Origin of the sequence: Streptomyces sp. NPDC013187 (genome assembly GCF_042899705.1) — a bacterium.
Classification (GTDB): domain Bacteria; phylum Actinomycetota; class Actinomycetes; order Streptomycetales; family Streptomycetaceae; genus Streptomyces; species Streptomyces hawaiiensis_A.
In genome coordinates this window covers 161,788-181,778 of record NZ_JBIBAF010000009.1, presented here as the reverse complement: position 1 = coordinate 181,778, position 19,991 = coordinate 161,788, and the positions used below count along the sequence as shown (strand labels likewise).

Below are 19,991 nucleotides of genomic sequence, written 5' to 3'. Positions count from 1 at the left end.
AAGCATGTTGAATAGCGAAGCGACAAGCGCGTTCCGGAGGCTGCTCTCACTCCCGGGCGGGACGGGATGGTGTCCATCTCGCCAAGCCCGTACACGCGTTTGGTGGCATGGGGTGGGGCTACTCGCACCGGCAAGCCTGCGTCGCACCGAGGAACAGCGTCGACGGGACCGCGCAGAGACAGACGACAAGGGGTTGGTCGCGATGACCGTCGCGACACAGCAGGGCGGCGGGGGCGGTTCCAGCGGCCTCTACGACGTTCTGGAACTCATTCTCGACCGCGGGCTGGTGATCGACGCGTACGTGCGGGTCTCCCTCATCGGTATCGAGCTACTCACGATTGACATACGGATCGTGGTGGCCAGCGTCGACACCTACCTTCGCTTCGCCGAGGCGTGCAACCGCCTCGACCTGGAAGCGGGGCCGCGCAAGCCGGCCGGGCTCACCGAGCTCACGGGGCAAGCGACTGAGCCCGGCGCGCGCGGCAAGACCAAAGGAGCCCTGTCCGGCGCCGCCGAGACAATCTCCGACGCCTTCCAGCAGGCACGTGACGACGGCCGGGAACGTCAGGGCGAGCGGCCCGCCCCGCGGGGCAGAGGGGAATGAGAGATGAGCACCTACGGCTAGGGGATCATCCGCGCCCCCACCCCTCCCTCCGCGAGGACCTGGACGGCATGGCGACCCCCCGCGGCCGGTACGCGTGCTGCGACAGGGCGCGCTCGCCGCGATCATCAGCGACGCCCCCGGTCAGCTGCGTCCCGAGCGCCGTGATCTGCTCGCCCACCTGCGGGCCCTGGCGGACGCCGGAGCAGGCGGCGTGGTGCTGCCGATGCGGTTCGGCGGCACCTCTCCGGACGACGACATGGGGACCGCGGTGCTCGCCGAACGTGCGGAGCACTTCCTCGAGCGGCTGCGGGCCCTGGACGGCACTGCGGAGTACAACATCATGGAGCACCCGCATCTCGAGTGGCGGGTCAACGGCCCGCTGCCGCCCGACAGCTTCGTCGACGCCCCCACGTCCCAGCAGGCCGAAGGCGGAACCGCGGAAGCGTTCGGAGCCGCAGCAGCCCAGCCGAACGGGTAAGGACCGACACTCTGTAGGCGTTACTCGCTCCTACTCCCTGAACCGGGCGTGTCTGCCGCCTGGATACACTGCCCTGTCGGGAGGAGCGTTTCCTCTGGGCATGCCGGGACGGTCGGCAGGCGGCTGATGTGAAGGAGTCCGAGCGTGGATGCCCCACATGCGGTGGGCGCGCCCGCCCCGGCGGAGCCCGGGAGGGCCGCTTTGGAGGTGAGCCCGTTGCCCGGTCGTTCCGGGATACGAGCTCGCGGTGAGATCAGCGCCCTCACTCGCCCGTCTTGGGAGCAGGCCCTGTCCGAGCTGGCCCGGCGGCACGCGGGCGTGTCGTACGTGGAGCTGTCGGATGTGGCGTTCGTCGACGTGGCCGGGGTAACCGCGCTCGCGGTCACCGCCATGAACCTGCCCGACGGCAGAGTTGTGGTCGAGAATCCCCCGCCGCAGCTGCCGCGGGTTCTGGAGATGTTCTGGCCGGGCCTGGACCGAATCGAGGTGGCTCTGTGATGAGCACGGTGACCACCCCCGAGGCGTTCGTGCACCCGGCGCTTTTCTACCGCACCGAGCAGGAGTACACGCAGCAGACGGTGGCCTTCCTGCGCGAGGGCCTGACCAACGGCGAGCCGATGGCCGTGGCGGTGCCCGGCCCCAACCTGGAGCTGATCAAGGCAGGTCTGGGCGGGGACGCCGAGGACATCCTGTTCCTGGACATGACCGAGGCCGGCCGCAACCCTGGGCGGATCATCCCCAAGGTGCTGCGCGGATTCGCCGACGCCCACCCGAAGGGGCGTGTGCGGATCATCGGCGAGCCGATCTGGGCAGGACGCAGCGCGGTGGAGTACCCGGCGTGCGCGCAGCACGAGGCGCTGATCAACGCCGCGTTCGAAGGCCGGGCGGTGACGATCCTGTGCCCCTACGACGAGGTGCGGCTGGATCCGCAGGTGATCGCCGATGCGCGGGTTACCCATCCGATCCTCATCAGCGGGGAGGGCCGTGAGTCGGTCAGCGACGTCTACGACTGGCAGGCGGTCGTCGATCGGTACAACCAGGCGCTTGCGCCCGCACCGGACGCCGCGGCCTTCTCCTACGGTGGTGAGGACCTTCCGGCGGTCCGCCGGTTCGCTCTCGCTCAGGCGATGCGGCTGGGCATGGCAGGGGAGCGGCTGATGGATGTGGAGCTGGCGGTCGCGGAGCTGACGACCAACAGCGTGGTCCACGGCGGAGGCCGCGGGACACTCGCGGTCTGGGCCGAGCAGGGGCAGCTGGTGTGTGAGGTGCGCGATGCGGGCCGGCTGGCCGATCCGCTGGCCGGCCGCCGCCCGCCGGAGCGCGGCCAGGTGGGCGGCCGGGGCCTGATGCTGGTCCACTACGTGTCCGACCTGGTGCGCGTGCACACCGGCGACGACGGTACGGCCGTGCGCTTCTACCTCAGCTTGTGACAACGCGCGTGCGGTCACCTGTCCGGGTGGCCGCCCGCCCCGCTCGTCTCGCGGACCTTTGTATTTCTGCCGGCTCCGCGCTGACGGCCGGTAGGCGTCGTCCGACCTCGGGAGACCATCCGCTCCATCCCGGCCGACGCCCATGTCAGCCACTCGATGCGTGGCAGCAGCCTCAGCTTCGACCGCATCGCAACGATCACCGAGTATGCGTCCTCCCACTGCTGCCCCCCACCACCCGGGTACGCCTGAACCGACGGTTATCTCATCCGCAGCGCCGGGGGGGCGCAGCAAGGCAGGGGACGATGCGAAGCAGCCTGGGGAGCGGTCAGGCGGACAGGGCTTGCTCGACGCTGGGGTGGCAGGAGATGAAGGTGTCGACGCCGGTCACCTGCAGCACGCGCCGGACAGCATGTGGGGCACCGGCGATGCGTACCCACCCTTGTACGTCCTTGGTCTGCAGATGAGCGGCGACGATGACGTTGATGCCGCTGGAGTCCATGAAGGTCACACCGCTGAGATCAGCTACGATCCGCGCCGGTACCACCTCGCCCTCACCCAGCAGCGCCTCGCGGAATACGCCCTGGACGTCGCGGTCGATCTCGCCGCGCAGGGTCACCACACGAACCCCGTCAATCACGCGGTGTTCGGCGGACAGATAGTCGGGCCGGTCGGCTTGCTCGATGCGGGTCACGGTCTCCTCGACTGCGATCTGGGCTTGCCCTTCCCGGGGCGGGGCGCGGTGATTGTGTCCCCACGCTACGGCCAACCGCACCCAAGCATGCACGCGGGCACGATCAGCACGACATGCATGGCACTACCTGCGGTACCCGGGCCACCGGCGCGTGCGTAGGAAGTGAGGGCAAACCATTGCGACCTGATGCGGGCGGTGAGGACCGTACGGCGCCGGACCAGCATGTGATGCACGCCGGCTACACCTTGGACGCAGACGGCAGATGCATCGCCGACGCTCGGCACCACGCCGTCGCCTTCCTCGCCCGGGCTCACGCCGACCACTTGGTCGTGTCCGATCGCGTCAGGGATCTCACGCAGCTGGTTGTCAGCGAATTGGTCACCAACGCCCACAAGTACGCTCCCGGCCCTGTGCTGATGGAGCTGCGCCTCACGGTCCGCGTGGTGGAGATCGTGGTGTGGGACAGCGACTCCACGGTCCCGGCGGCCCGGCCTGCCGACCCCGGCCGGATCGGCCAGCACGGCCTGGAGATCGTCAAGGCCGTCACCGAGGACTTCCTCATCGAGCAGGAGCCGGTCGGCAAACGCATCACCGCTCGCATCACCCTGTCCGACACTCCCAGCGACGCCGCAACGGGCAGGTGGACGGCACAGCCGGGGCCTGCTGCGTTCCCCTAGCGGGGTGTCTCCTGTCAGCGCGGAGGCGGGGCAGGTGCCACCTCGATGATGCATTCGCGGCCATTGGCTTCGTCCCACGGCCGCACCACCCCGCTGCGCCCCGACGCCGCCCGCGAGCACGCCTAGCGTCGCAGTGACGGTGAGGGCCGGCTCGTCCCGGCTTCGAGCCACCGAAGTCCGAGGCTTCTGGACCGCTGAGGACGGCCTCATGGACGTCCCTTTCGGCATTGCTCCAGACAGAGAACGCCAGAACACGACAAACGCCGACAGAACCCGCCAAGGTCGCCGGTGGCGGCGGCCGCACACCCCCAACACAGCCATCTGACCGCGGCCGAGCCGAGCCCTGCCCGTTCGGGCGGTGATCCCGGGAGCAGTCACTCTCTTGTACGGACCTCCCGGGCTCCCCGCCCGCGGCTCAGCGGACGCGGTTCGCCAGTTGGATGGCGTTGAGGAGGTACGCCAGCGGGCCGCGCAAGAAGCGAGACCAGATTGCCGCGAACAGAGTGACCCCGACGACGAGGCAGAGCAACAGCTCAAAGGAGGCGGACCGAGGTGGGGTGACCGCCTCGCCGGGCAGGGCCAAAATCACCAGGATGTGGCTCACGTAAAGGGTCAGGGACATGGTGCCGACGGCGATGACCGGCGCCGCCAGCCGGCGCAGCCACGGCAGTCGGTCCATCGCCACCGTCGCGCACAGGATCACGGTGATCGCGATCCCCTTGCAGCCGACGAGGTCGAACGTGGAAGCGCTGTGCGGCTCGGCCGCCAGCGATCCCCACGTGTCGGGGCCCCACAGCCCACCACCGACCGGCAGGTCGAAGGATCCCTCTGCCATGCCGGGATCCTTTATGACACCGCGATCCTTCAGGACGTCGAAGTCCTTCATCTCGGGCATCCCGCCCATGCTCTTCTCCGCGCCACCGGTCAACCGGAGCGTTGGGCACGAGACGCCGTATCCGAACACGATCAGCGCGGGACCGACCACGGCCAGCCGCCGCTGCACCACGCCGGAGGCCTGATGTCGGTCACCGGGACAACCTCGCCGAGGCGCGGGCGGTCGACCATCGGCCGAACTTCAGGAGGTGTCCCGCCGGTCGGCCGACCGACCCCCTCCGGTCGGCGGGGGTCGATCTTGGCCATACGCGAACGACTGTGGTCGTCGAGCCGGTCGCCGGGATGCCGCGGGTCAGCAGGCTCACCACGACCAACAGAACATGTCTTACGGGATGTGCCGGGCCAGTCCGGTCGCCTTGCTCATCAGCCATTCCAGTGGCCCGCGCTTAAAGAAGCGGGACCAGAGGGTGGCGAGAACGGTGATGGACGCGATGAAGCCGAGCAGGATGTACAGGGGCGGGACGGTCGCTTCCTCGGTGTCCAGAAGCCAGATGGCGACGATGTGGCAGACGTACGCCGTCAGGGACATCGAGCCGACCGCGATGACGGGCGTGGCCAGGCGGCGCAGCCGGGGGAAGGCGTCCATGGCGGCCAGGCACGCGGTGATCACCAGGATCGCCACACCGGTGTTGCCCACGATGGACAGGGTCGCCTCGCTGTGCGGGGAGGCGACCAGCATCCCGGCGGGGGTGTCGCCGAAGATGCCCTCGCTGCCGGGCGAGGCGGACGACATGGACGACGTACCCGGTCCCCCTGCGGTTTCCCGGACGGCTGCGGCCGCACCGGGCACGAGACGCAGCGCCAGCCAGGAGCCGCCATAGCCCGTGACGGCGAGGGCGACGCCGGCGAGGGCGAGACGTATCCGGACAGCCGTGGCGGCCAGGTCGAGGCGGGCGGCGGCCATACCGGCGATGACGAACGGGACCCAGGTCAGGGCCGGGTAGCCGCCGTTGAAGAGTAGCGAGACGACACCGTCGGCCTGGCCGACGGTGGGGAACGAGCGGCCGCCGACCACCGGCTTCAGCAGGTACAGCAGCTGCGGGCCCACCAGAGCCCAAGCCGCGGCGATCAGCGCCAGCGGTTTGGCGCTCAGCCGGTGCAGCGGCAGCACGAGCAGGAAGAACAGTCCGTAGAAGGCGAGGATCGGCACGACTGGAGTGCCGGTCATGGTCAGGGCGGTGCCGAGGGCCAGCAGGATCACGGCCCTGATGACCACCTTGGCTACGGCCTGGCGGCCGGCCAAGCCGGTCTTCGGTGTGCGGCGCCCGGTGATGAGGGCGACCGCGAGGCCGGCCAGGACGGCGAACAGGGCGGAGGAGCGGCCTTGCGCCAGATCCATCAGGAAGCCGATGACACCGCCCTGATCCGGCGCGGGGCCGACATGGACCGCGTACATGCCGAAGACGGCCAGGCCGCGGGCCAGGTCCAGCCCGATCAGCCGGCCCACCCCGGGCGCACCGGTCGAGGTCTCACCACGCTCACAGTCAGGGGACGCGGCGTCGGCCGGGAGCAGCGCGGAGTCTGGGTGATGGGTCATGACCCTCAGGCTGGAGACCGGGCCGATCATGGACTATCCGGCAGAAGGCCGCCGTGTCACTGCCGACCGGTGGGTGCTACCCCGCCGTGTGGCTGGAGCTGCGGCCGGAGGGGCTACGGGCAGTCATCGGGGCTTTAGGGTCTAGACGGCAATGAGCCGGGCGGCATGAACGAAGGTGAGGCGGAGCGCACGTGATCCGGGTAGTGGTGGTCGACGACGAGGCTCTGGTCCGCTCGGGGTTCGGGCTCATTCTGGGCGCGTCCGAGGACATCGAGGTCGTCGCGACCGCGAGCGGCGGCGAGGCCGTCGAGACGGTCCGCCGGGAGCGGCCGGACGTGGTGCTGCTGGACATCCGGATGCCGGACGTCGACGGGCTCACCGTGCTGCGCGAACTGCGGAAGGCGCCGGACGCGCCGGTCGTGGCGATGCTGACCACGTTCGACGCCGACGAGTACATCCTGACCGCGCTGCACTCCGGCGCGGCCGGTTTCCTGCTGAAGGACACCGAGCCGGAGCAACTCGCCCATCTGGTGCGCACCCTGGCCGCCGGCGGTGTGGTGCTCTCCCCGAAGGCGTCGCGGACACTGCTGCACAGCCATCCCGGCACCGAGGCCGCAGTCGACGAGGACGCCGCCCGGGTCCGGCTGCTCACCGCGCGTGAGCGCGACGTCCTCGTCCTGGTGGCGGAGGGGCTGTCGAACGCCGACATCGGAGCACGCATCCACCTGGGTGTCGGCACGGTGAAGGACCACGTCAGCGCCATCCTGACGAAGCTCCGGGTGACCAGCCGGGTGCAGGCCGCGCTGCTGGCGCAGCGGGCCGGACTGCTCGACGAGCGCCCACGGCCAAGGGCGGGACGGTGAACCGCGCCCCCACGCTGTGGAAGCGGGTGCCCGCGCCGGTCGTCGACATCGTCCTGGTCGCGGTCGCGGCCGTGGACGTGCGGGTGGTGAACATGTGGGACCACACGCGACTCGGTGTAGCGCTGGCCGCTGTCGGCTGCATCGCGCTGGCCTTCAGGCGCCGCTTCCCGCTCGGCGTGTTCCTGCTGACCCTGCCCGTCGCGCTGATGCAGGATGTCGCCGTCGCTGTGCTCGCGGCGCTGTTCACCCTGGCCGAGCGCTCCCGCAACCGCCGTCTCCTCGCGGCGTGCGTCGCCCTGGCCGCCGTCGCGAGCAGCACTCCCTGGCCCCTGGCCGAGGTCGACCGGACCATGACCCTGGTCTTCTTCGTGTACGGCCTGGCGACCGCCGCGGCCCCGGTCCTCTTCGGCCAGCTTCTCCAGGCGCGACGGGACCTGGCGCGGCGGCTGGCCGAGATCGAGGAGGCCAGGGAGCACGAGCGGGCCCTGCATGCCCAGGCAGTGCTCGCCCGCGAACGCGCCCAACTGGCCCGCGAGATGCACGACGTCGTCTCCCACCAGGTCAGCCTGATAGCCGTACGGGCCGGAGCCCTGCAGGTCGCCGCCAAGGACGCGGACGCCAAGGAGGCCGCCCGCACGATCCGTTCGCTGAGCGTCACCACACTCGACGAACTGCGCACCATGGTCACACTGCTGCGCGCCTCCGGCGGCAACGCCACCGAGCTCACCCCGCAGCCCACCCTGGCAGACCTGCGCAAACTCGTGGAATCAAGCGGAACGCACGCACAGCTGACGGGCGAACTGCCGCCCACCGTGAGCACACCCGCCCAACGGGCCCTCTACCGCACGGTCCAGGAAGCGCTGACCAACGTCCGCAAGCACGCCCCCGGCGCCAGAGCGCGCGTCGAGCTGTGGCAGGCCGGCGACGGCATCGGAGTGACCGTCACCAACACCCCGCCCACCCGGCCTTCGCTGTCCCTGCCCGGTTCGCAGCAGGGCTTGGTAGGTCTGCGGGAACGGGCCGACATTCTGCACGGCACCCTGGAGGCGGGCCCGACCGCGGAGGGCGGCTACCGGGTGCGGCTGCGCATTCCCCTCAGCGCGGACTGACCGACCAGGCGGCCGGGTGCCACAGCCGCCGTCCGGCCGCCTGCCACCGCACGCCACCTCATGCTGTGCCGTGGTGGTGACTGGATGAGCCCATCGGTCACGTCCAGACCTCATGCCGCGAACCGCAGTTCCGCTCGTCCGCCGCCCGGCGGCGTGATGTGTCCTGTCACTGGCCCCTTCGGAACGGAGTTGAGTCCTCGATCCGTCGGCTGATCCGCGTGGGTCTCGTACGCTCGCCGACGCCCCGGCCGGCGTCAGCGCCTGATGAAGGCCGGCCAGGGGCCGATACGCGGCCGACGACATCGGCCCCGCGGCCCGGGCGGCGAGCAGGCCCCAGCCCAGCAGCAGGACGGTGTGGATTCCGAAGGCGACGTACTCGATGCCTGTGGAGCGCCACCAGCCAAGGCCCGCCCCCCACAGCACCAGCGTGGTGGGCAACGCTGCCACTACCAGCGGCCATTCGGCGAGCACGGCACGCACCACACCCGTACGCCGGGATGGCCCTGGGCGTCGCGGTGGGCGATCTGGTGGGTGTAGCCATGGGCAAGGGCCGAGGCGAGGGCGGTGAACAGGACCCATACGGCGTCGTCCATGCGTGCCGCTCGAGTCGTCTCGCCCTCGCCGAACTGTGTGAGCGCGGCGACGGCCGAACTCGACACCAGGAGCCCGTACACGCCGCCGAACAGCGCGGCCGGCTGGGCCAGCCAGCCCCACACAGCACCTCTGCGACGGATGGCGGACTCGGTGCGCATACGGGGCCTTTCACGGTCTTGGTTTGCGTGGGTGTCGCTGCTTGGGGTTGTCCGGCCGGGAACGCGGCAGTGGACCACCGGACAACCCTGCCTGTGGTGCGTCATCACGCGGGGGTCAGGAACTGGGTGGCCGCCAGTCGCGCGTACAGCCGGTCCCGGGCCACCAGTTCCTCATGGGTGCCCACGGCCCGGACATGTCCGCTGTCCATGACGACGATCCGGTCGGCGCCTGTCACCGTCGACAGGCGGTGGGCCACCACCAGCACGGTGGTCTCGCGGGCCACCTCCGCGACGACGTCCCGCAGCGCCAGCTCGTTGACGGCATCGAGCTGCGAGGTCGCCTCGTCCAACAGCAACAGGCGTGGCCTGCGCAGCAGGGCGCGGGCGATGGCGACGCGCTGCCGCTCACCGCCCGACAGCTTCGAGCCGCGGTGTCCGACCGGGGTGTCCAGGCCGTGGGGCAGGCGCTCGACGAGGGTGTCGAGCTTCGTGCGGGCCAGGACGTCGCGGATGTCGTCGTCCGTCGCGCCGGGCGCCGCGAAGACCAGGTTCTCGCGGAGCGTGCCGGCCAGCACCGCGGCGTCCTGCTCCACGTACCCGATGGCGGACCGTAGCTCGGACAGGGACCAGTCCCGTACGTCCTTGCCGTCGACCAGGATCCGGCCGCCGGTGGTCTCGTGGAACCGCTCGATGAGCGCGAACACCGTCGACTTGCCCGCACCGGAGGGGCCCACGAAGGCTGTCATTCCGGTGCCCGGTACCTCGAAGCTCACCTGCTGATGGACGTACGGCCGGCCCGGGCGGTAGCGGAAGGACACGTCCTCGAAGCGGACCGACGCCGGACCCGGGACCGCTGCCCCTTGCCTGGGCAGGGCGCCCGTCCGACGGTCGGCCGGCTCCGTCGCCAGGCGTTCCACCTGAGCGATCCGGGACAGCGCGGCCGCCCCCTCCTGATAGGAGGACCCGGCTTCGATCAGCGTGGACACCGGCTCGATCAGGTAGAAGAGGTACAGCAGGAAGGCGATGAGGGTGGACACGGGGATCTCCCCGGACGCCACGCGCGCGCCGCCGACCGCGAGCACCGCGAGGAAGGCCAGCTGGACGGCGAGTTCGTCGCCCGAGCCCGCCACGGCCTCCCACTTCGCGCTCTTCACGCCGTGCCGCCACGCCCGCCGTGCCGCCGCCTCCACCCGGGCGGTCTCCCGCTCCTCGGCACCGGACGCCTTCACCGTGCGAAACGCCCCGAGAGCCCGCTCCAGCCCGACGGAGACCTCCCCGACCGCCTCCTGCGCCCGCTCGGTGGCCCGCGCGATCCTCGGCATCACCAGCGCGACGGCCCCGCCGACCAGCACGATCACACCGAGCGTCACACCCAGCAGCACGACGTCCAGGAACGCCATCATCACGATCGCCGCCACGAAGGCCACTGCTCCCGTGGCCGCGGAGACGACCGCCTGGGTACTGACCGCCCGCAGCAGCGTCGTGTCGGAAGTGACCCGGGACATCAGATCGCCCGGCGGGATCCGCTCGAACTCCGCGACCCGCAGCCGCAGCAACCGCCCCAGCAGGGTGCGCCGCGCGGCCAGGACCACCGACTCCGCCGTCCGCTCCAGCACATACGCGCCGAACGCCTCGACCGCCGTGCCCGCCACCACCAGCACGGTGAGCGCAATCAGGATCCCGGCGATGGTCTCACCGGAGGCGAGCCGGTCCACCAGCACCTTCGTGGCCAGCGGCTGCAGCAGTCCCCCGGCGGCCCCGACCAGGGCACACAGCAGACCGAGGACGACGGCCCACCGGTGCGGCCGCACATACGCGTACAGCGCCCTGGCCGTCTCCCGGGCGGACAGGGACGTCTCATGGGGCTCATCCGTCGTCGGGGCGGATGCGGTGTTCACGTGATTCCTTTCCTCTGCGGTCGGCCCGGCACCGCGTCGGCGGCGCCGGGCCGACCGGGCGTGATCGTGCGCCGGCTCAGCGGACGAGTCCGGCCGTGCTCGTGGCGAAGGCGCGCACCAACGCTTCGGGGACCTCCGATCGCACGACGATCAGGACATGGGCGCCCGCCGGCATCAGGCCGAGGAACTCCGCAAACCCGCCCCTCTGGACGGCGTCACGGCCCCGCACGTCGGCCCATGACGCGAGAACGGCGTCGGGCTCCTTGTGTCGCGCACGGTGTGTCATGCCTCCAGCCTGGAATCCCGGCCTCCGTGCGCCCATCCGGCAACCGTCGGGTCCACCCCCGCCGAGTGGCTGGAGAAGATCGTCGTCGAGTCGCACCGGTTCGCACCGGACAGGTCGGAAGTAAGACTCCGCCTGTCGGCGGGGCGGTACCCGCCGACCGGCGGGGCCGTTACCGAAGCCTGCCGGATGGCCTCCCGCCCGGCGGCGACGCGAGAGTCTCCACATGCCACAGACACCAACGACACCGCAGGGCACGTCAGCTCCGCAGAAGAACTCGCCTCCGCAGCCCCGGACTTCTCCCGAGCCCGCTGCGCCGGCCTCGCCCGGTCCCTCGATGGGACGCCTCGTCGGGGTGGACCTGGCCCGCGCGCTGGCGGTGTTCGGCATGTACATCGTGCACATCGGCCCCCCGCTGTCCGCCACGACCGGCGTCGCCAGCTGGATCCGGTACCTGGCGGACGGCCACTCGTCGATCCTGTTCGCCACCCTCGCCGGGTTCTCACTGATGCTGATCGCCGGCCGCCGCGAGCCGAAGACCGGTCTGGCCGGCCGGCAGGCGAGGGCCCGCATCGCGATCCGCGCCGTGGTCCTGCTGGCGCTGGGCACGGCGCTGGCGGTGGAGTACGGGGGAGTGATCATTCTCGGCTTCTACGGCGTCTACTTCCTCCTCGCCCTGCCCCTGGTGCGACTGCGCGCCAAGACGCTCGCGATCCTCGCGGCCGCGTTCGCCCTCGTCACGCCGCAGCTGGCGTTCGTCCTGACCTCGCTGCCGACTCCGTCGGTCCAGGAGAGCATCAACACCTACGACCCGCTCCGCCGCCTCAGCGAGGTGGGAGTGCTCGATCTGCTGCTCACCGGCTTCTACCCGGCGCTCACGTGGATGTCGTTCGTGATCGCGGGCATGGCACTGGGCCGCCTCGACCTGTCCTCCGGCACGGTCCAGCGGCGCCTGGCCGCGCTCGGTGCGGCCCTCGCCGCGGCCGCGTACGGCATGTCCTTGCTGCTGGCCGGCAAGGACGCGTTGAGGAGCATGGTCGAAGACGGGCCGTCGTCCTCCGGCTCCGGGTCGATGCCCCCCGGCAGCGGGTCGATGCCCACCGACGGCGGGTCGTTCCCCGATATGCCGGCGTCGTCGCTCTTGACGGCCGGGCCGCACAGCGGCACCACGTTCGACATCATCGGCAGCGTCGGAGTCGCAATCCTCGTGATCGTGGGCGCGACGGTGCTGATGGACCGCCTGCCGCGACTGCGCCGTCTGGCGAAGCCGGTCATCGCCGTGGGCACCATGTCCCTGACCGCCTACGTCGGCCACTTCGTCGCTCAGTCCGTGCTGTCCACGCCCGCCGGGACCAGCACCCAGCAGTCATGGTCGCCGCTGATCATGTACGTCCTCGGGGCGATCGTGTTCGCCACGATCTGGTCCCGCTTCTTCCGCCGCGGCCCCCTGGAGTACCTGCTCAACGCCGCCACCAAGCCGGCGAAGCACATCCGATAACACTCGGCCGGGGTGGGACGCCTCCACGTCCCACCCCGGCCCAACCAGCGACAGCGCCACACCTGTTGCGGTGTTTGTCGTCAGCAGTGCCAGCGCTGAGCTGCATCAACGCTAGAACGCCACGGCGCAGGCCTCGAGAGAGTCGCCGCGCCGACTGCACGTCAGTCAACGGGACACCCGGACCGACGACCGACTGATCCAAACGAAACCGCCCAGTCCTCTGTGATCAGAGTGACGCTCGTCAGGGCCTCGGTCAGCACACCGCTGACGTCCTCGACCGTCTTTCCGACTCCGCCACCGGACCGGGGGGATCGGTCACGTGACCGATGCCCACCTCGGCACCAGCACCCCGATCTCACCCACCACCGTCACCGACAGGAGCCCACGATGAGCCGCAAGCCGCTGAAGGACCCGCTCGACCTGCTCGACTTCTCCTCCACCCTCACCGACGAGGAACGGGAAATCCAGGCCACCGTCGCGAAGTTCCTCGCCGACCGGGTGCGCCCGCACCTCGGCGAGTGGTTCGAGAGCGCGCATTTCGCCTGTGAACTCGCACTCGAGCTTGGCAAGTCGGGCGTTCTCGGCATGCATCTGGAGGGCTACGGCTGTGCCGGCACCAACGCCGTCTCCTACGGCCTGGCCTGCCTCGAACTGGAGGCGGCGGACTCCGGTTTCAGCAGTTGTTCAGCATGATCACTTCTGGGTGTCTGTGTCGTCGGGAAGGAGATCACCTACGTCGATTCCGCACTCCTGCTCGATCCCGGTGATCGCGGCCTTGCGGGAGGCGCCATCGACCGAGGTGCCGTCGCCCGACCGGAGGGAGTCCGCGTAGGCCCGCAGGGACGAGGCGCCCTCGTCCGTCATGTCGGCGAGGTCCGTGATGACGGAGGCGAGCTCGTCCGGGGCGTAACGGTTCGCTTCGGACACCGCGAGCGGCGACGCGACGGAGCAGAACGTATCCGCGGGCGGCTGGGTCTCGCCCGCGACCTTCTGGTGACGGGCGACCGCGTCGAGGTCGAAATACCGCGCCGCCGTGGTGTCGGCAGGAGTGCTCTGCAAGAGGTTCCCGAGACCCGTGGCCGGGCTCCCGACGGTCCGCAAGGCCACCGGTTCGTCTTCGCCGGGGATCATTCGTCGCTCCAGCGCCGCTCGGTAGGCGGCGACGGTGACGTTCTGTCCCTCGAACTCGCCCTGGCCGATCCGGCCGTTGTCGTAGGGCAGGACGCCGCCCGATCCCAGCGGTGCCCATTCGTCGTCGGAGAAGCGGGCGAAAGCGATCACGTAGTCGTGGCCAACCTCGAGCCGCGAGGCGTCCTGAGGTGCCAGGGGGGTTCGCTGGTCCCCGTCGAGCGCCCATCCGTCGGCGACGACCGACAGGGCGTCGGGCAGGGCGGCCACACCGGACCTCGCCCACACGCGCTCCTTGACGCGCAGGTCGATCGACCGCACCACATAGCCCTCGCCGGCCTCGGCTTCCGCTTGAGCGAGGCCGGACTCCTCGTGTTCGGCCGCCACATGGACGACAGCGACCTGGTCGCCGTACGACACCCAGTCGGTCGCCGTGTAGGAGGGCAGGGCTTCCTTCGACCCGGCCGCTGCGGCCTCCAGGCTGACGGTGTCTCGTCGATGGTCATCCTCCGCGAAGACCGGAACGCACGCGATCGCGCCGGCGACGGCCGCGCCCAGCACGGCACCAGTGATCTTCATACGCTTGGTCAAAACCATGAGACACCCCTGTTTCAGTCAAGCGGTCGGAGCTCCTGCCCGGTCCGCCGACACTGTGACGCCATAAGGCATCCGAACGTTCACGGGATGACTGAGCCGTGGCACGGCGGATCACTGGGCTGATGGCCGATGTGATTGCTGGACTCGTGCCGGGGGCAGGCCCGTTGTGGCACGAGTGCCGCCAGGACAGGCTTGCCGCCAGGCAGCGGAAACGGGCAGTGGGCGCCGGTGCGATGCACCGGCTGGTGTTCGGCTGCTCTCGACCCTGGTTCATCTCCGTCACGGGGTGACCCATGACGTGCTGGCCTGCTGGTTCGGTGGCGAGCGGCTGATGACGGCCTCAAAGGTGCCCGGGGTCGGCGGACGACACCTGACGACGTTTCACGTTGCATGGTTCGGATCCTGCCGCCCAGGCATCAAGAGTGAAGGCCCCCCGATGCGCTCGAGCCGGTTTCGCTCGTGACGGCATAGCTGCCGCGATGACACGGTCGCTGGTGCGTGGCCTCGGAAGGTGCCTGTGGGCTCGCGGTCCGCGGAAGCGTGTCATCCGGATGTGACGCCAAGTTCGGCGCCACCTCTTGCGGAGATGCCGCGTCGGCGTCCATCATCAGGAATCCTGATATTTGAAACTTGTAATGATGGGCGGTCGAGTCATGCTGTTGAGTCCCGGAGTGCAAGCCAGAGCAGTGCAGCTGCTGCTCGGCCGCATGATGAGCCGAGTCCACAAGGAGCTGCGCTTCACCGACGTCCCGAAGCGGACCGAGTCCCTGCGGGTGGACACCGGAGCCGGACCGGTGGCCTGCACGGTCTACCGCCCGCCGACCGCCCCGACGGCCACCCCGGCCCCCGTGTACGTCAACTTCCACGGCGGCGGCTTCGTGGTCGCCCGCCCGGAGCAGGACGACCACATCTGTCGCTACATCGCCGCCACGGCCGGCTGCGTCGTGATCAACGTGGACTACGCCGTCGCACCGCAACGGCCGTTCCCCGCCCCCGTCAGGCAGGCGTACGACGTCACCGCCTGGGTCGCCGAGCACGGCACCGCCCACGACTGGGACGGCACACGACTCGCCGTGGGCGGCCACAGCGCCGGCGGCAACCTGGCCGCCGCGGTCTGCCGCACGGCCCGAGACCGCGGCACCTTCACGCCCCGGCTGCAGATACTCGACTCGGCGCCGCTCGACCAACTCGCCGACCCGGCCACCAAACCGTCCCCCATAGCCAAGCCCCTGCTCACACCCCAGCTCATGCGGATCTTCACCGCCGCCTACGTCCCGGACCCCGCCGACCTCACTGACCCCCTGGTCTCGCCCGCACACGCCGACGACCTCTCCGGACTGCCGCCCGCCCTGGTCATCACGGCGGAACACGACCGGCTCCGGGACGAGGGCGACGCCTACGCCAAGGCCCTGGAAGCCGGCGGCGTACCGGTCACCCACCGTGTCTTCGCAGGGGTCGACCACTACTTCACCCATACCGGCCCCGTCGCGGCAGGAAAGGAAGCCATCGATCTGATGGCCACCACCCTGCGCATGGCGCTCGCGACGTGACCGGCGAAGATCAGTTCTCTCCGCGGGCCGTGGCCGGGACGGCCGGCTCGCTTGTCCGTGAGCTGTCCGGCTTGGCAGGGCTCTGCCCGGGCGGCCTAGGACGTTCATGAAGGTGTTCGGCCGCACCGAGCTGCGCAGGCGACGGCGCGCTCCAGTCGGTGGGGCTGACTGATTCTCCGTGATGGGCACCGACCGGTCACACCTGATGTGGGTGACGCAGGTCGCCGGGTGGGGATCCTGGCGGCGCGGTACGCACGCCGGGTGGCAGCCCGGCCAGTACCGACTGCGGGCGCAGTACCGCGTTGTCGGTCGGGGGCCGAACGGACCAAGGAAGAGATCACCCGTCGGTAGCCATGTCCCACCGCTCCCCTCCGACAGCGCGGGCGGCGGCCGTGCGGCCGCCGCCCTCCGCATGCTCCTGGGTGCAGCGACAAGCCCCGCGACACGGGCATGTGGGTCGACGGTTCCGAGGCGGGGATGCGTTTCCCTCACCTTCGCGCGTCGGTCCTGAGGAGATCGCCCGCGGGCCGGATCTCAGAGCCGCTCAGCCTCAGGGAGGGTCTGCGAGCACCAGATCGTCTTGCCGTCGGTGGTGTGCCGGGTGCCCCACCCCTGGGTGAGCTGTGCGACGAGCAACAGGCCCCGGCCGCCCTCGTCGAACGCGCGGGCCCGGCGCAGGTGCGGGGCGGTGTTGCTGGCGTCGGAGACCTCGCAGATCAGAGAGGTGTCCCGAATCAGCCGCAGCCTGATGGGCGGCTCGCCGTATCTGATGGCGTTGGTGACCAGCTCGCTGACGACCAGTTCGGTGACGAACGCTGCCTCCTCCAGGCCCCAGGCGTCCACCTGGTCGACGGCGAGCTTCCGGGCGCGCGGCACCTGCGCGGTGTCGGGCTCGACGTCCCAGTCGGCGACGTGGTGGGGATCCAGCGCGTGGGTGCGAACGAGCAGCAGGGCGGCGTCGTCGGTGCGGCGTCGCGGAAGCATGGTGTCCATCACCGTGTCGCACAGTGCCTCCAGCGAGGCGGTCGAGTGGTTCAGGGCTCGCTGCAGTTCGGCGGTCCGCTGGTCGACGTCGCGCTCGCGGCTTTCCACCAGTCCGTCGGTGTAGAGGGCGAGCAGGCTGTCCTCCGGCAGCTCGAGCTCGGTGGCCTCGAATGGCAGTCCACCGATGCCGAGCGGCGGTCCCGGATGGACGGGCACCGGTGTGCGGGTGCCGTCCTGGGAGATGATCAGCGGCAGGGGATGGCCGGCGCTCGCCAGCGTGAGATGCCGGGAGACCGGGTCGTAGACGGTGTAGAGGCAGGTGGCCCCGGACTCGCCGGTCGGCTGGAAGTGGGCGGCGGGCTGGAGGTCGCTGGCGAGGTGGAGGACCAGGTCGTCCAGGTGGGTCAGCAGTTCGTCCGGTGGGAGGTCGACGTCGGCGAGGGTGCGTACCGCCGTGCGCAGCCTGCCCATGCTGGCCGAGGCGTGCAGGCCGTGACCGACGACATCACCGACGACCAGGGCGACCCGGGCGCCGGACAGCGGAATGACGTCGAACCAGTCACCGCCCACTTCGGTACCGGTTCCGCCGGGCAGGTAGCGGGAGGCCACCTCGACCGCTTCCTGGTTCGGCAGCCCTTGCGGCAGCAGGGCGCGTTGCAGGGTCAGCGCGGTGGTGCGCTCGCGCGAGTACCGGCGGGCGTTGTCGATGGCGACGGCCGCCTTGGCGGTCAGCTCCTCGGCGAGGATCAGGTCGTCGGCGGTGAAGGCCTCGGGCCGGTCGACGCGGGAGAAGGCGACGACGCCGAGCAGCGTGCCGCGCGCCCGGAGCGGCACGGTGATCCGGCCGGTCAGCCCGTCCGCGGCGATGGACTCGTCGATCACCGGGTTGCCCGGTGGCCAGTGGGCCGGGTCGGCGGCGAGTCCGGGCCCGAAGGCCCACTCGCCGCCCTGGCCGGGCTCGACGGCGAGCTCGACCGTGGACCTGCCGGTGGCCATGCAGCGGGCGGCGACGGAACCGGGCGCGTGCGTGACCGGTGCCGTGGCCTCCGGATCCTGGCCGGCGTCCGTCTTCGTGCTGTGCTGGGCGGCACGGCTGAGCCTGATGGTCTCGCTGGGGTCGGACGCGGGCACGGAAGGCGGTTCCTCGCCGCGCAGCACCTCGTCGAAGAGGTCCACGCTGACGAGGTCGACGAATCCCGGCACCGGGGTCCTGGCCAGTTCCTGGGCGGTGCCCATCACGTCGAGTGTCCGGCCGATGCCGCCGCTGGCCTTGTTGAGGATGAGCAGGCGTTGCCGAGCCCAGTACTCGGCGCTCATGTCGAATCCCCAGTTGGCGATCGCGCGGACCGTGCCCTCGGCATCCCGGACGGGCCAGATGCTGGTGGCCCAGGCGTTGGCGTAGTCGCTGCCGCGCGGGCGGAAGACGGTGATGAGACGCGTGGGCTCGCCCGTCCTCGCCACGTGGGCGACCGCGTCGGTGTAGGGCTTGTCGTCCCTTTCGGGAAACAGCGTGCGGTCGAACTCGGGGAGCACCTCGCGGTACTTCCTGCCGAGCACTTGCTCCTCGGAGTGCGCGATCACCCGGCCCGAGGAGGCGTTGATCCACAGGAACCGCAGCTCGGGATCGTAAACGCCCAGAGCGAAGGGAGACTGCTCGAAGGCCCGGTCGGCGATCACCGGGCGGCGTCCCCAACGCTGGATGGTCACCACGTGGCCCATTGCCGATCCGCCGGGCCCGGAGAGCGGGTGAGCCGTCACCACGGCGTCCACTGTGGAGCCGTCCCGGTGGCGCAGGAGGATGAACCCCGTCGGGTCGGGGCCCACCCCGTAGCCTTCGGGAAAGCCGGGCGGCGGGGGGTCGACCAGCAGGTCGGTCACGGGGCGCCCGACGGTGTCCTGCGCCGTCCAGCCGAGCAGCAGCCGGCCCCCCTCACTCCAGCCGCTCACCATGCCGTCCGGGCCCACCACGACAGCGGCAGTGGGGGCATCCTGCTTGCCGGCCATCTCCACGTACCACGCCTCCGTCCGGATTGCCGGGCCCGTCGGGGCTGGTTTCCAGCGGCTGCTTCCAGCGTAGATCGGCCCCCGCTCAACGGCGCTCCGGCCGGTGACACCGGGGTCCCGTGGGCAGCGGTCTTGTGCTCTGGCTCCTGGGTGACCAGACGGCTTCCTTCGTCAGGTCTCGGACATCTGCAGAGGGCCCGTGGTCGCCCGTACCCGGACGGAGGCTGGTCGGGTCCGGGTCACCACAGGCCCTCTGCGGTCACCGTTCTCGTCAAGCGCGGGGCAGGCCGAAAAGGACGGGGAGGTCGGCGATGTCGGTGATCCGCTCGTAGCCGAGCCAGTGCTCGTCGTGCTCGAAGCCGCGGTCGACGTACACCTTGTTCTTGATGCCCATGACGGCCGCGGAGCGATGGTCGTACATCGGGCTCGCGGAGACGTGCACGAGCTCGTCGGGTGTGACACCGAGCTTGTCGAAGAGGTACTCGAAGGCCTGGAGTCGTGGCTTGTAGACGCCCATCTCCTCGGCGCTGATGATGACCTCGAACGGGGCCTTGAGGTTCTCCGCGAGGCGCACGGCGTGCGCGGTGTCGCTGTTCGTGATGATGACCAGCGGGACTTCCTCGGCCAGGCGGTTCAGCGCCTCGGTGACACCGGGGTACGGGCCCCAGGTGGGGATGCGGTCGTACACCGCCCGCGCCTCGTCCTCGCGGTACTCGAGACCGACGCTGCGCGAGGCGCGTTCCATCGAACGCGCGACGACTCGGTGGAACGGCTGGTACGCGCCCGTGCACTCGTCGATCCGGTACGCCTTGCAGATCCGCAGGTATTCATCGGCGACCTCGGCCGGCAGTCGGTCGCCCAGGACCTCTCGCATCGCGTCGTTGATGCTGAACTTGATCAGTGTTCCGTTCATGTCGAACGTCACGAACTTCGGCTTGTTCTCGAATCTCACGGTTCCTCCATTCGTCGACCACGGCGGCAGCCGCCCGATCGGTGATTGCCGAGGACCATACC

General features: G+C 70.3%; 20 protein-coding genes. 11 read left to right on the top strand and 9 right to left on the bottom strand.

The features are described from left to right. Positions 1–202: 202 nt before the first annotated feature. From ACFY5B_RS20765 to ACFY5B_RS20750, 4 genes are all read left to right on the top strand, one after another. Positions 203–604 (top strand): gas vesicle structural protein GvpA, encoded by a 402-nt coding sequence (locus tag ACFY5B_RS20765; protein ID WP_389971231.1) that lies wholly within the window; start codon positions 203–205, stop codon positions 602–604. Between the two features lie 94 nt (positions 605–698). Next, positions 699–1,082, top strand: a complete 384-nt coding sequence (locus ACFY5B_RS20760; protein WP_389971229.1) for a GvpL/GvpF family gas vesicle protein — start codon at positions 699–701, stop codon at positions 1,080–1,082. 144 nt (positions 1,083–1,226) lie between these two features. Further along, a complete protein-coding gene (locus ACFY5B_RS20755; RefSeq protein WP_389971227.1) occupies positions 1,227–1,580 on the top strand; it encodes an STAS domain-containing protein in 354 nt (117 codons plus the stop codon). After that, complete coding sequence (locus ACFY5B_RS20750; RefSeq protein ID WP_389971225.1) at positions 1,580–2,512, top strand: anti-sigma factor RsbA family regulatory protein; 933 nt, start codon at positions 1,580–1,582, stop codon at positions 2,510–2,512. The genes ACFY5B_RS20755 and ACFY5B_RS20750 overlap by 1 nt, the downstream gene beginning before the upstream one ends. A 325-nt stretch (positions 2,513–2,837) precedes the next feature. Here the strand turns inward: ACFY5B_RS20750 and ACFY5B_RS20745 are convergent, their stop codons facing one another. Beyond that, entirely contained in the window at positions 2,838–3,203 is a 366-nt protein-coding gene (locus ACFY5B_RS20745) for an STAS domain-containing protein (RefSeq protein ID WP_389971223.1), read from the bottom strand. Between the two features lie 227 nt (positions 3,204–3,430). Here ACFY5B_RS20745 and ACFY5B_RS20740 point away from each other — a divergent pair, with 227 nt between their 5' ends. Beyond that, positions 3,431–3,880: an ATP-binding protein gene (locus tag ACFY5B_RS20740; RefSeq protein WP_389971629.1), complete on the top strand. Its 450-nt coding sequence runs from the start codon at positions 3,431–3,433 to the stop codon at positions 3,878–3,880. Between the two features lie 415 nt (positions 3,881–4,295). Here the strand turns inward: ACFY5B_RS20740 and ACFY5B_RS20735 are convergent, their stop codons facing one another. After that, positions 4,296–4,886, bottom strand: coding sequence for a DUF418 domain-containing protein (locus ACFY5B_RS20735; protein WP_389971221.1), 591 nt, complete (start codon positions 4,884–4,886; stop codon positions 4,296–4,298). Between the two features lie 213 nt (positions 4,887–5,099). Next, positions 5,100–6,311: a DUF418 domain-containing protein gene (locus ACFY5B_RS20730; protein ID WP_389971219.1), complete on the bottom strand. Its 1,212-nt coding sequence runs from the start codon at positions 6,309–6,311 to the stop codon at positions 5,100–5,102. 203 nt (positions 6,312–6,514) lie between these two features. Between ACFY5B_RS20730 and ACFY5B_RS20725 the strand changes: the two genes are divergently transcribed. Together ACFY5B_RS20725 and ACFY5B_RS20720 are read left to right on the top strand one after the other, a co-directional pair. Beyond that, positions 6,515–7,174, top strand: a complete 660-nt coding sequence (locus ACFY5B_RS20725) for a response regulator (RefSeq protein ID WP_389971627.1) — start codon at positions 6,515–6,517, stop codon at positions 7,172–7,174. 26 nt (positions 7,175–7,200) lie between these two features. Then, entirely contained in the window at positions 7,201–8,283 is a 1,083-nt protein-coding gene (locus ACFY5B_RS20720; RefSeq protein ID WP_389971625.1) for a sensor histidine kinase, read from the top strand. Between the two features lie 446 nt (positions 8,284–8,729). Here ACFY5B_RS20720 and ACFY5B_RS20715 read toward each other — a convergent pair whose 3' ends face one another. The 3 genes from ACFY5B_RS20715 to ACFY5B_RS20705 all read right to left on the bottom strand — a co-directional run bounded on the left by ACFY5B_RS20715 (position 8,730) and on the right by ACFY5B_RS20705 (position 11,219). Beyond that, a complete protein-coding gene (locus ACFY5B_RS20715; protein ID WP_389971217.1) occupies positions 8,730–9,035 on the bottom strand; it encodes a hypothetical protein in 306 nt (101 codons plus the stop codon). A 104-nt stretch (positions 9,036–9,139) separates the two neighbouring features. Then, positions 9,140–10,933 (bottom strand): ABC transporter ATP-binding protein, encoded by a 1,794-nt coding sequence (locus ACFY5B_RS20710; protein WP_389971215.1) that lies wholly within the window; start codon positions 10,931–10,933, stop codon positions 9,140–9,142. 76 nt (positions 10,934–11,009) lie between these two features. Continuing rightward, a complete protein-coding gene (locus tag ACFY5B_RS20705) occupies positions 11,010–11,219 on the bottom strand; it encodes a hypothetical protein (RefSeq protein WP_389971213.1) in 210 nt (69 codons plus the stop codon). A 334-nt stretch (positions 11,220–11,553) separates the two neighbouring features. Between ACFY5B_RS20705 and ACFY5B_RS20700 the strand changes: the two genes are divergently transcribed. Together ACFY5B_RS20700 and ACFY5B_RS20695 are read left to right on the top strand one after the other, a co-directional pair. Further along, positions 11,554–12,714, top strand: a complete 1,161-nt coding sequence (locus tag ACFY5B_RS20700; protein WP_389971211.1) for a DUF418 domain-containing protein — start codon at positions 11,554–11,556, stop codon at positions 12,712–12,714. A 387-nt stretch (positions 12,715–13,101) separates the two neighbouring features. Continuing rightward, positions 13,102–13,407 carry an acyl-CoA dehydrogenase family protein gene (locus ACFY5B_RS20695; RefSeq protein WP_389971209.1) on the top strand — a complete coding sequence of 102 codons (306 nt, stop codon included), beginning with the start codon at positions 13,102–13,104 and terminating at the stop codon, positions 13,405–13,407. Here ACFY5B_RS20695 and ACFY5B_RS20690 read toward each other — a convergent pair whose 3' ends face one another. Continuing rightward, on the bottom strand, positions 13,408–14,421 hold the full coding sequence (locus ACFY5B_RS20690) for a hypothetical protein (RefSeq protein WP_389971207.1): 1,014 nt from the start codon (positions 14,419–14,421) through the stop codon (positions 13,408–13,410). Between the two features lie 184 nt (positions 14,422–14,605). On the opposite strand from ACFY5B_RS20690, the gene ACFY5B_RS20685 reads away from it, so the two are divergent. Next, entirely contained in the window at positions 14,606–14,902 is a 297-nt protein-coding gene (locus tag ACFY5B_RS20685) for a transposase family protein (protein ID WP_389971205.1), read from the top strand. 190 nt (positions 14,903–15,092) lie between these two features. Next, the gene (locus ACFY5B_RS20680) at positions 15,093–15,989 is read left to right on the top strand and encodes an alpha/beta hydrolase (protein WP_389971203.1); all 897 of its coding nucleotides are present in this window, start codon (positions 15,093–15,095) and stop codon (positions 15,987–15,989) included. Positions 15,990–16,523: 534 nt separating this feature from the next. Here the strand turns inward: ACFY5B_RS20680 and ACFY5B_RS20675 are convergent. Together ACFY5B_RS20675 and ACFY5B_RS20670 are read right to left on the bottom strand one after the other, a co-directional pair. Then, on the bottom strand, positions 16,524–18,977 hold the full coding sequence (locus ACFY5B_RS20675; protein ID WP_389971201.1) for a SpoIIE family protein phosphatase: 2,454 nt from the start codon (positions 18,975–18,977) through the stop codon (positions 16,524–16,526). 271 nt (positions 18,978–19,248) lie between these two features. Continuing rightward, positions 19,249–19,929, bottom strand: coding sequence for a haloacid dehalogenase type II (locus tag ACFY5B_RS20670; RefSeq protein ID WP_389971199.1), 681 nt, complete (start codon positions 19,927–19,929; stop codon positions 19,249–19,251). Between the last annotated feature and the right edge of the window lie 62 nt (positions 19,930–19,991).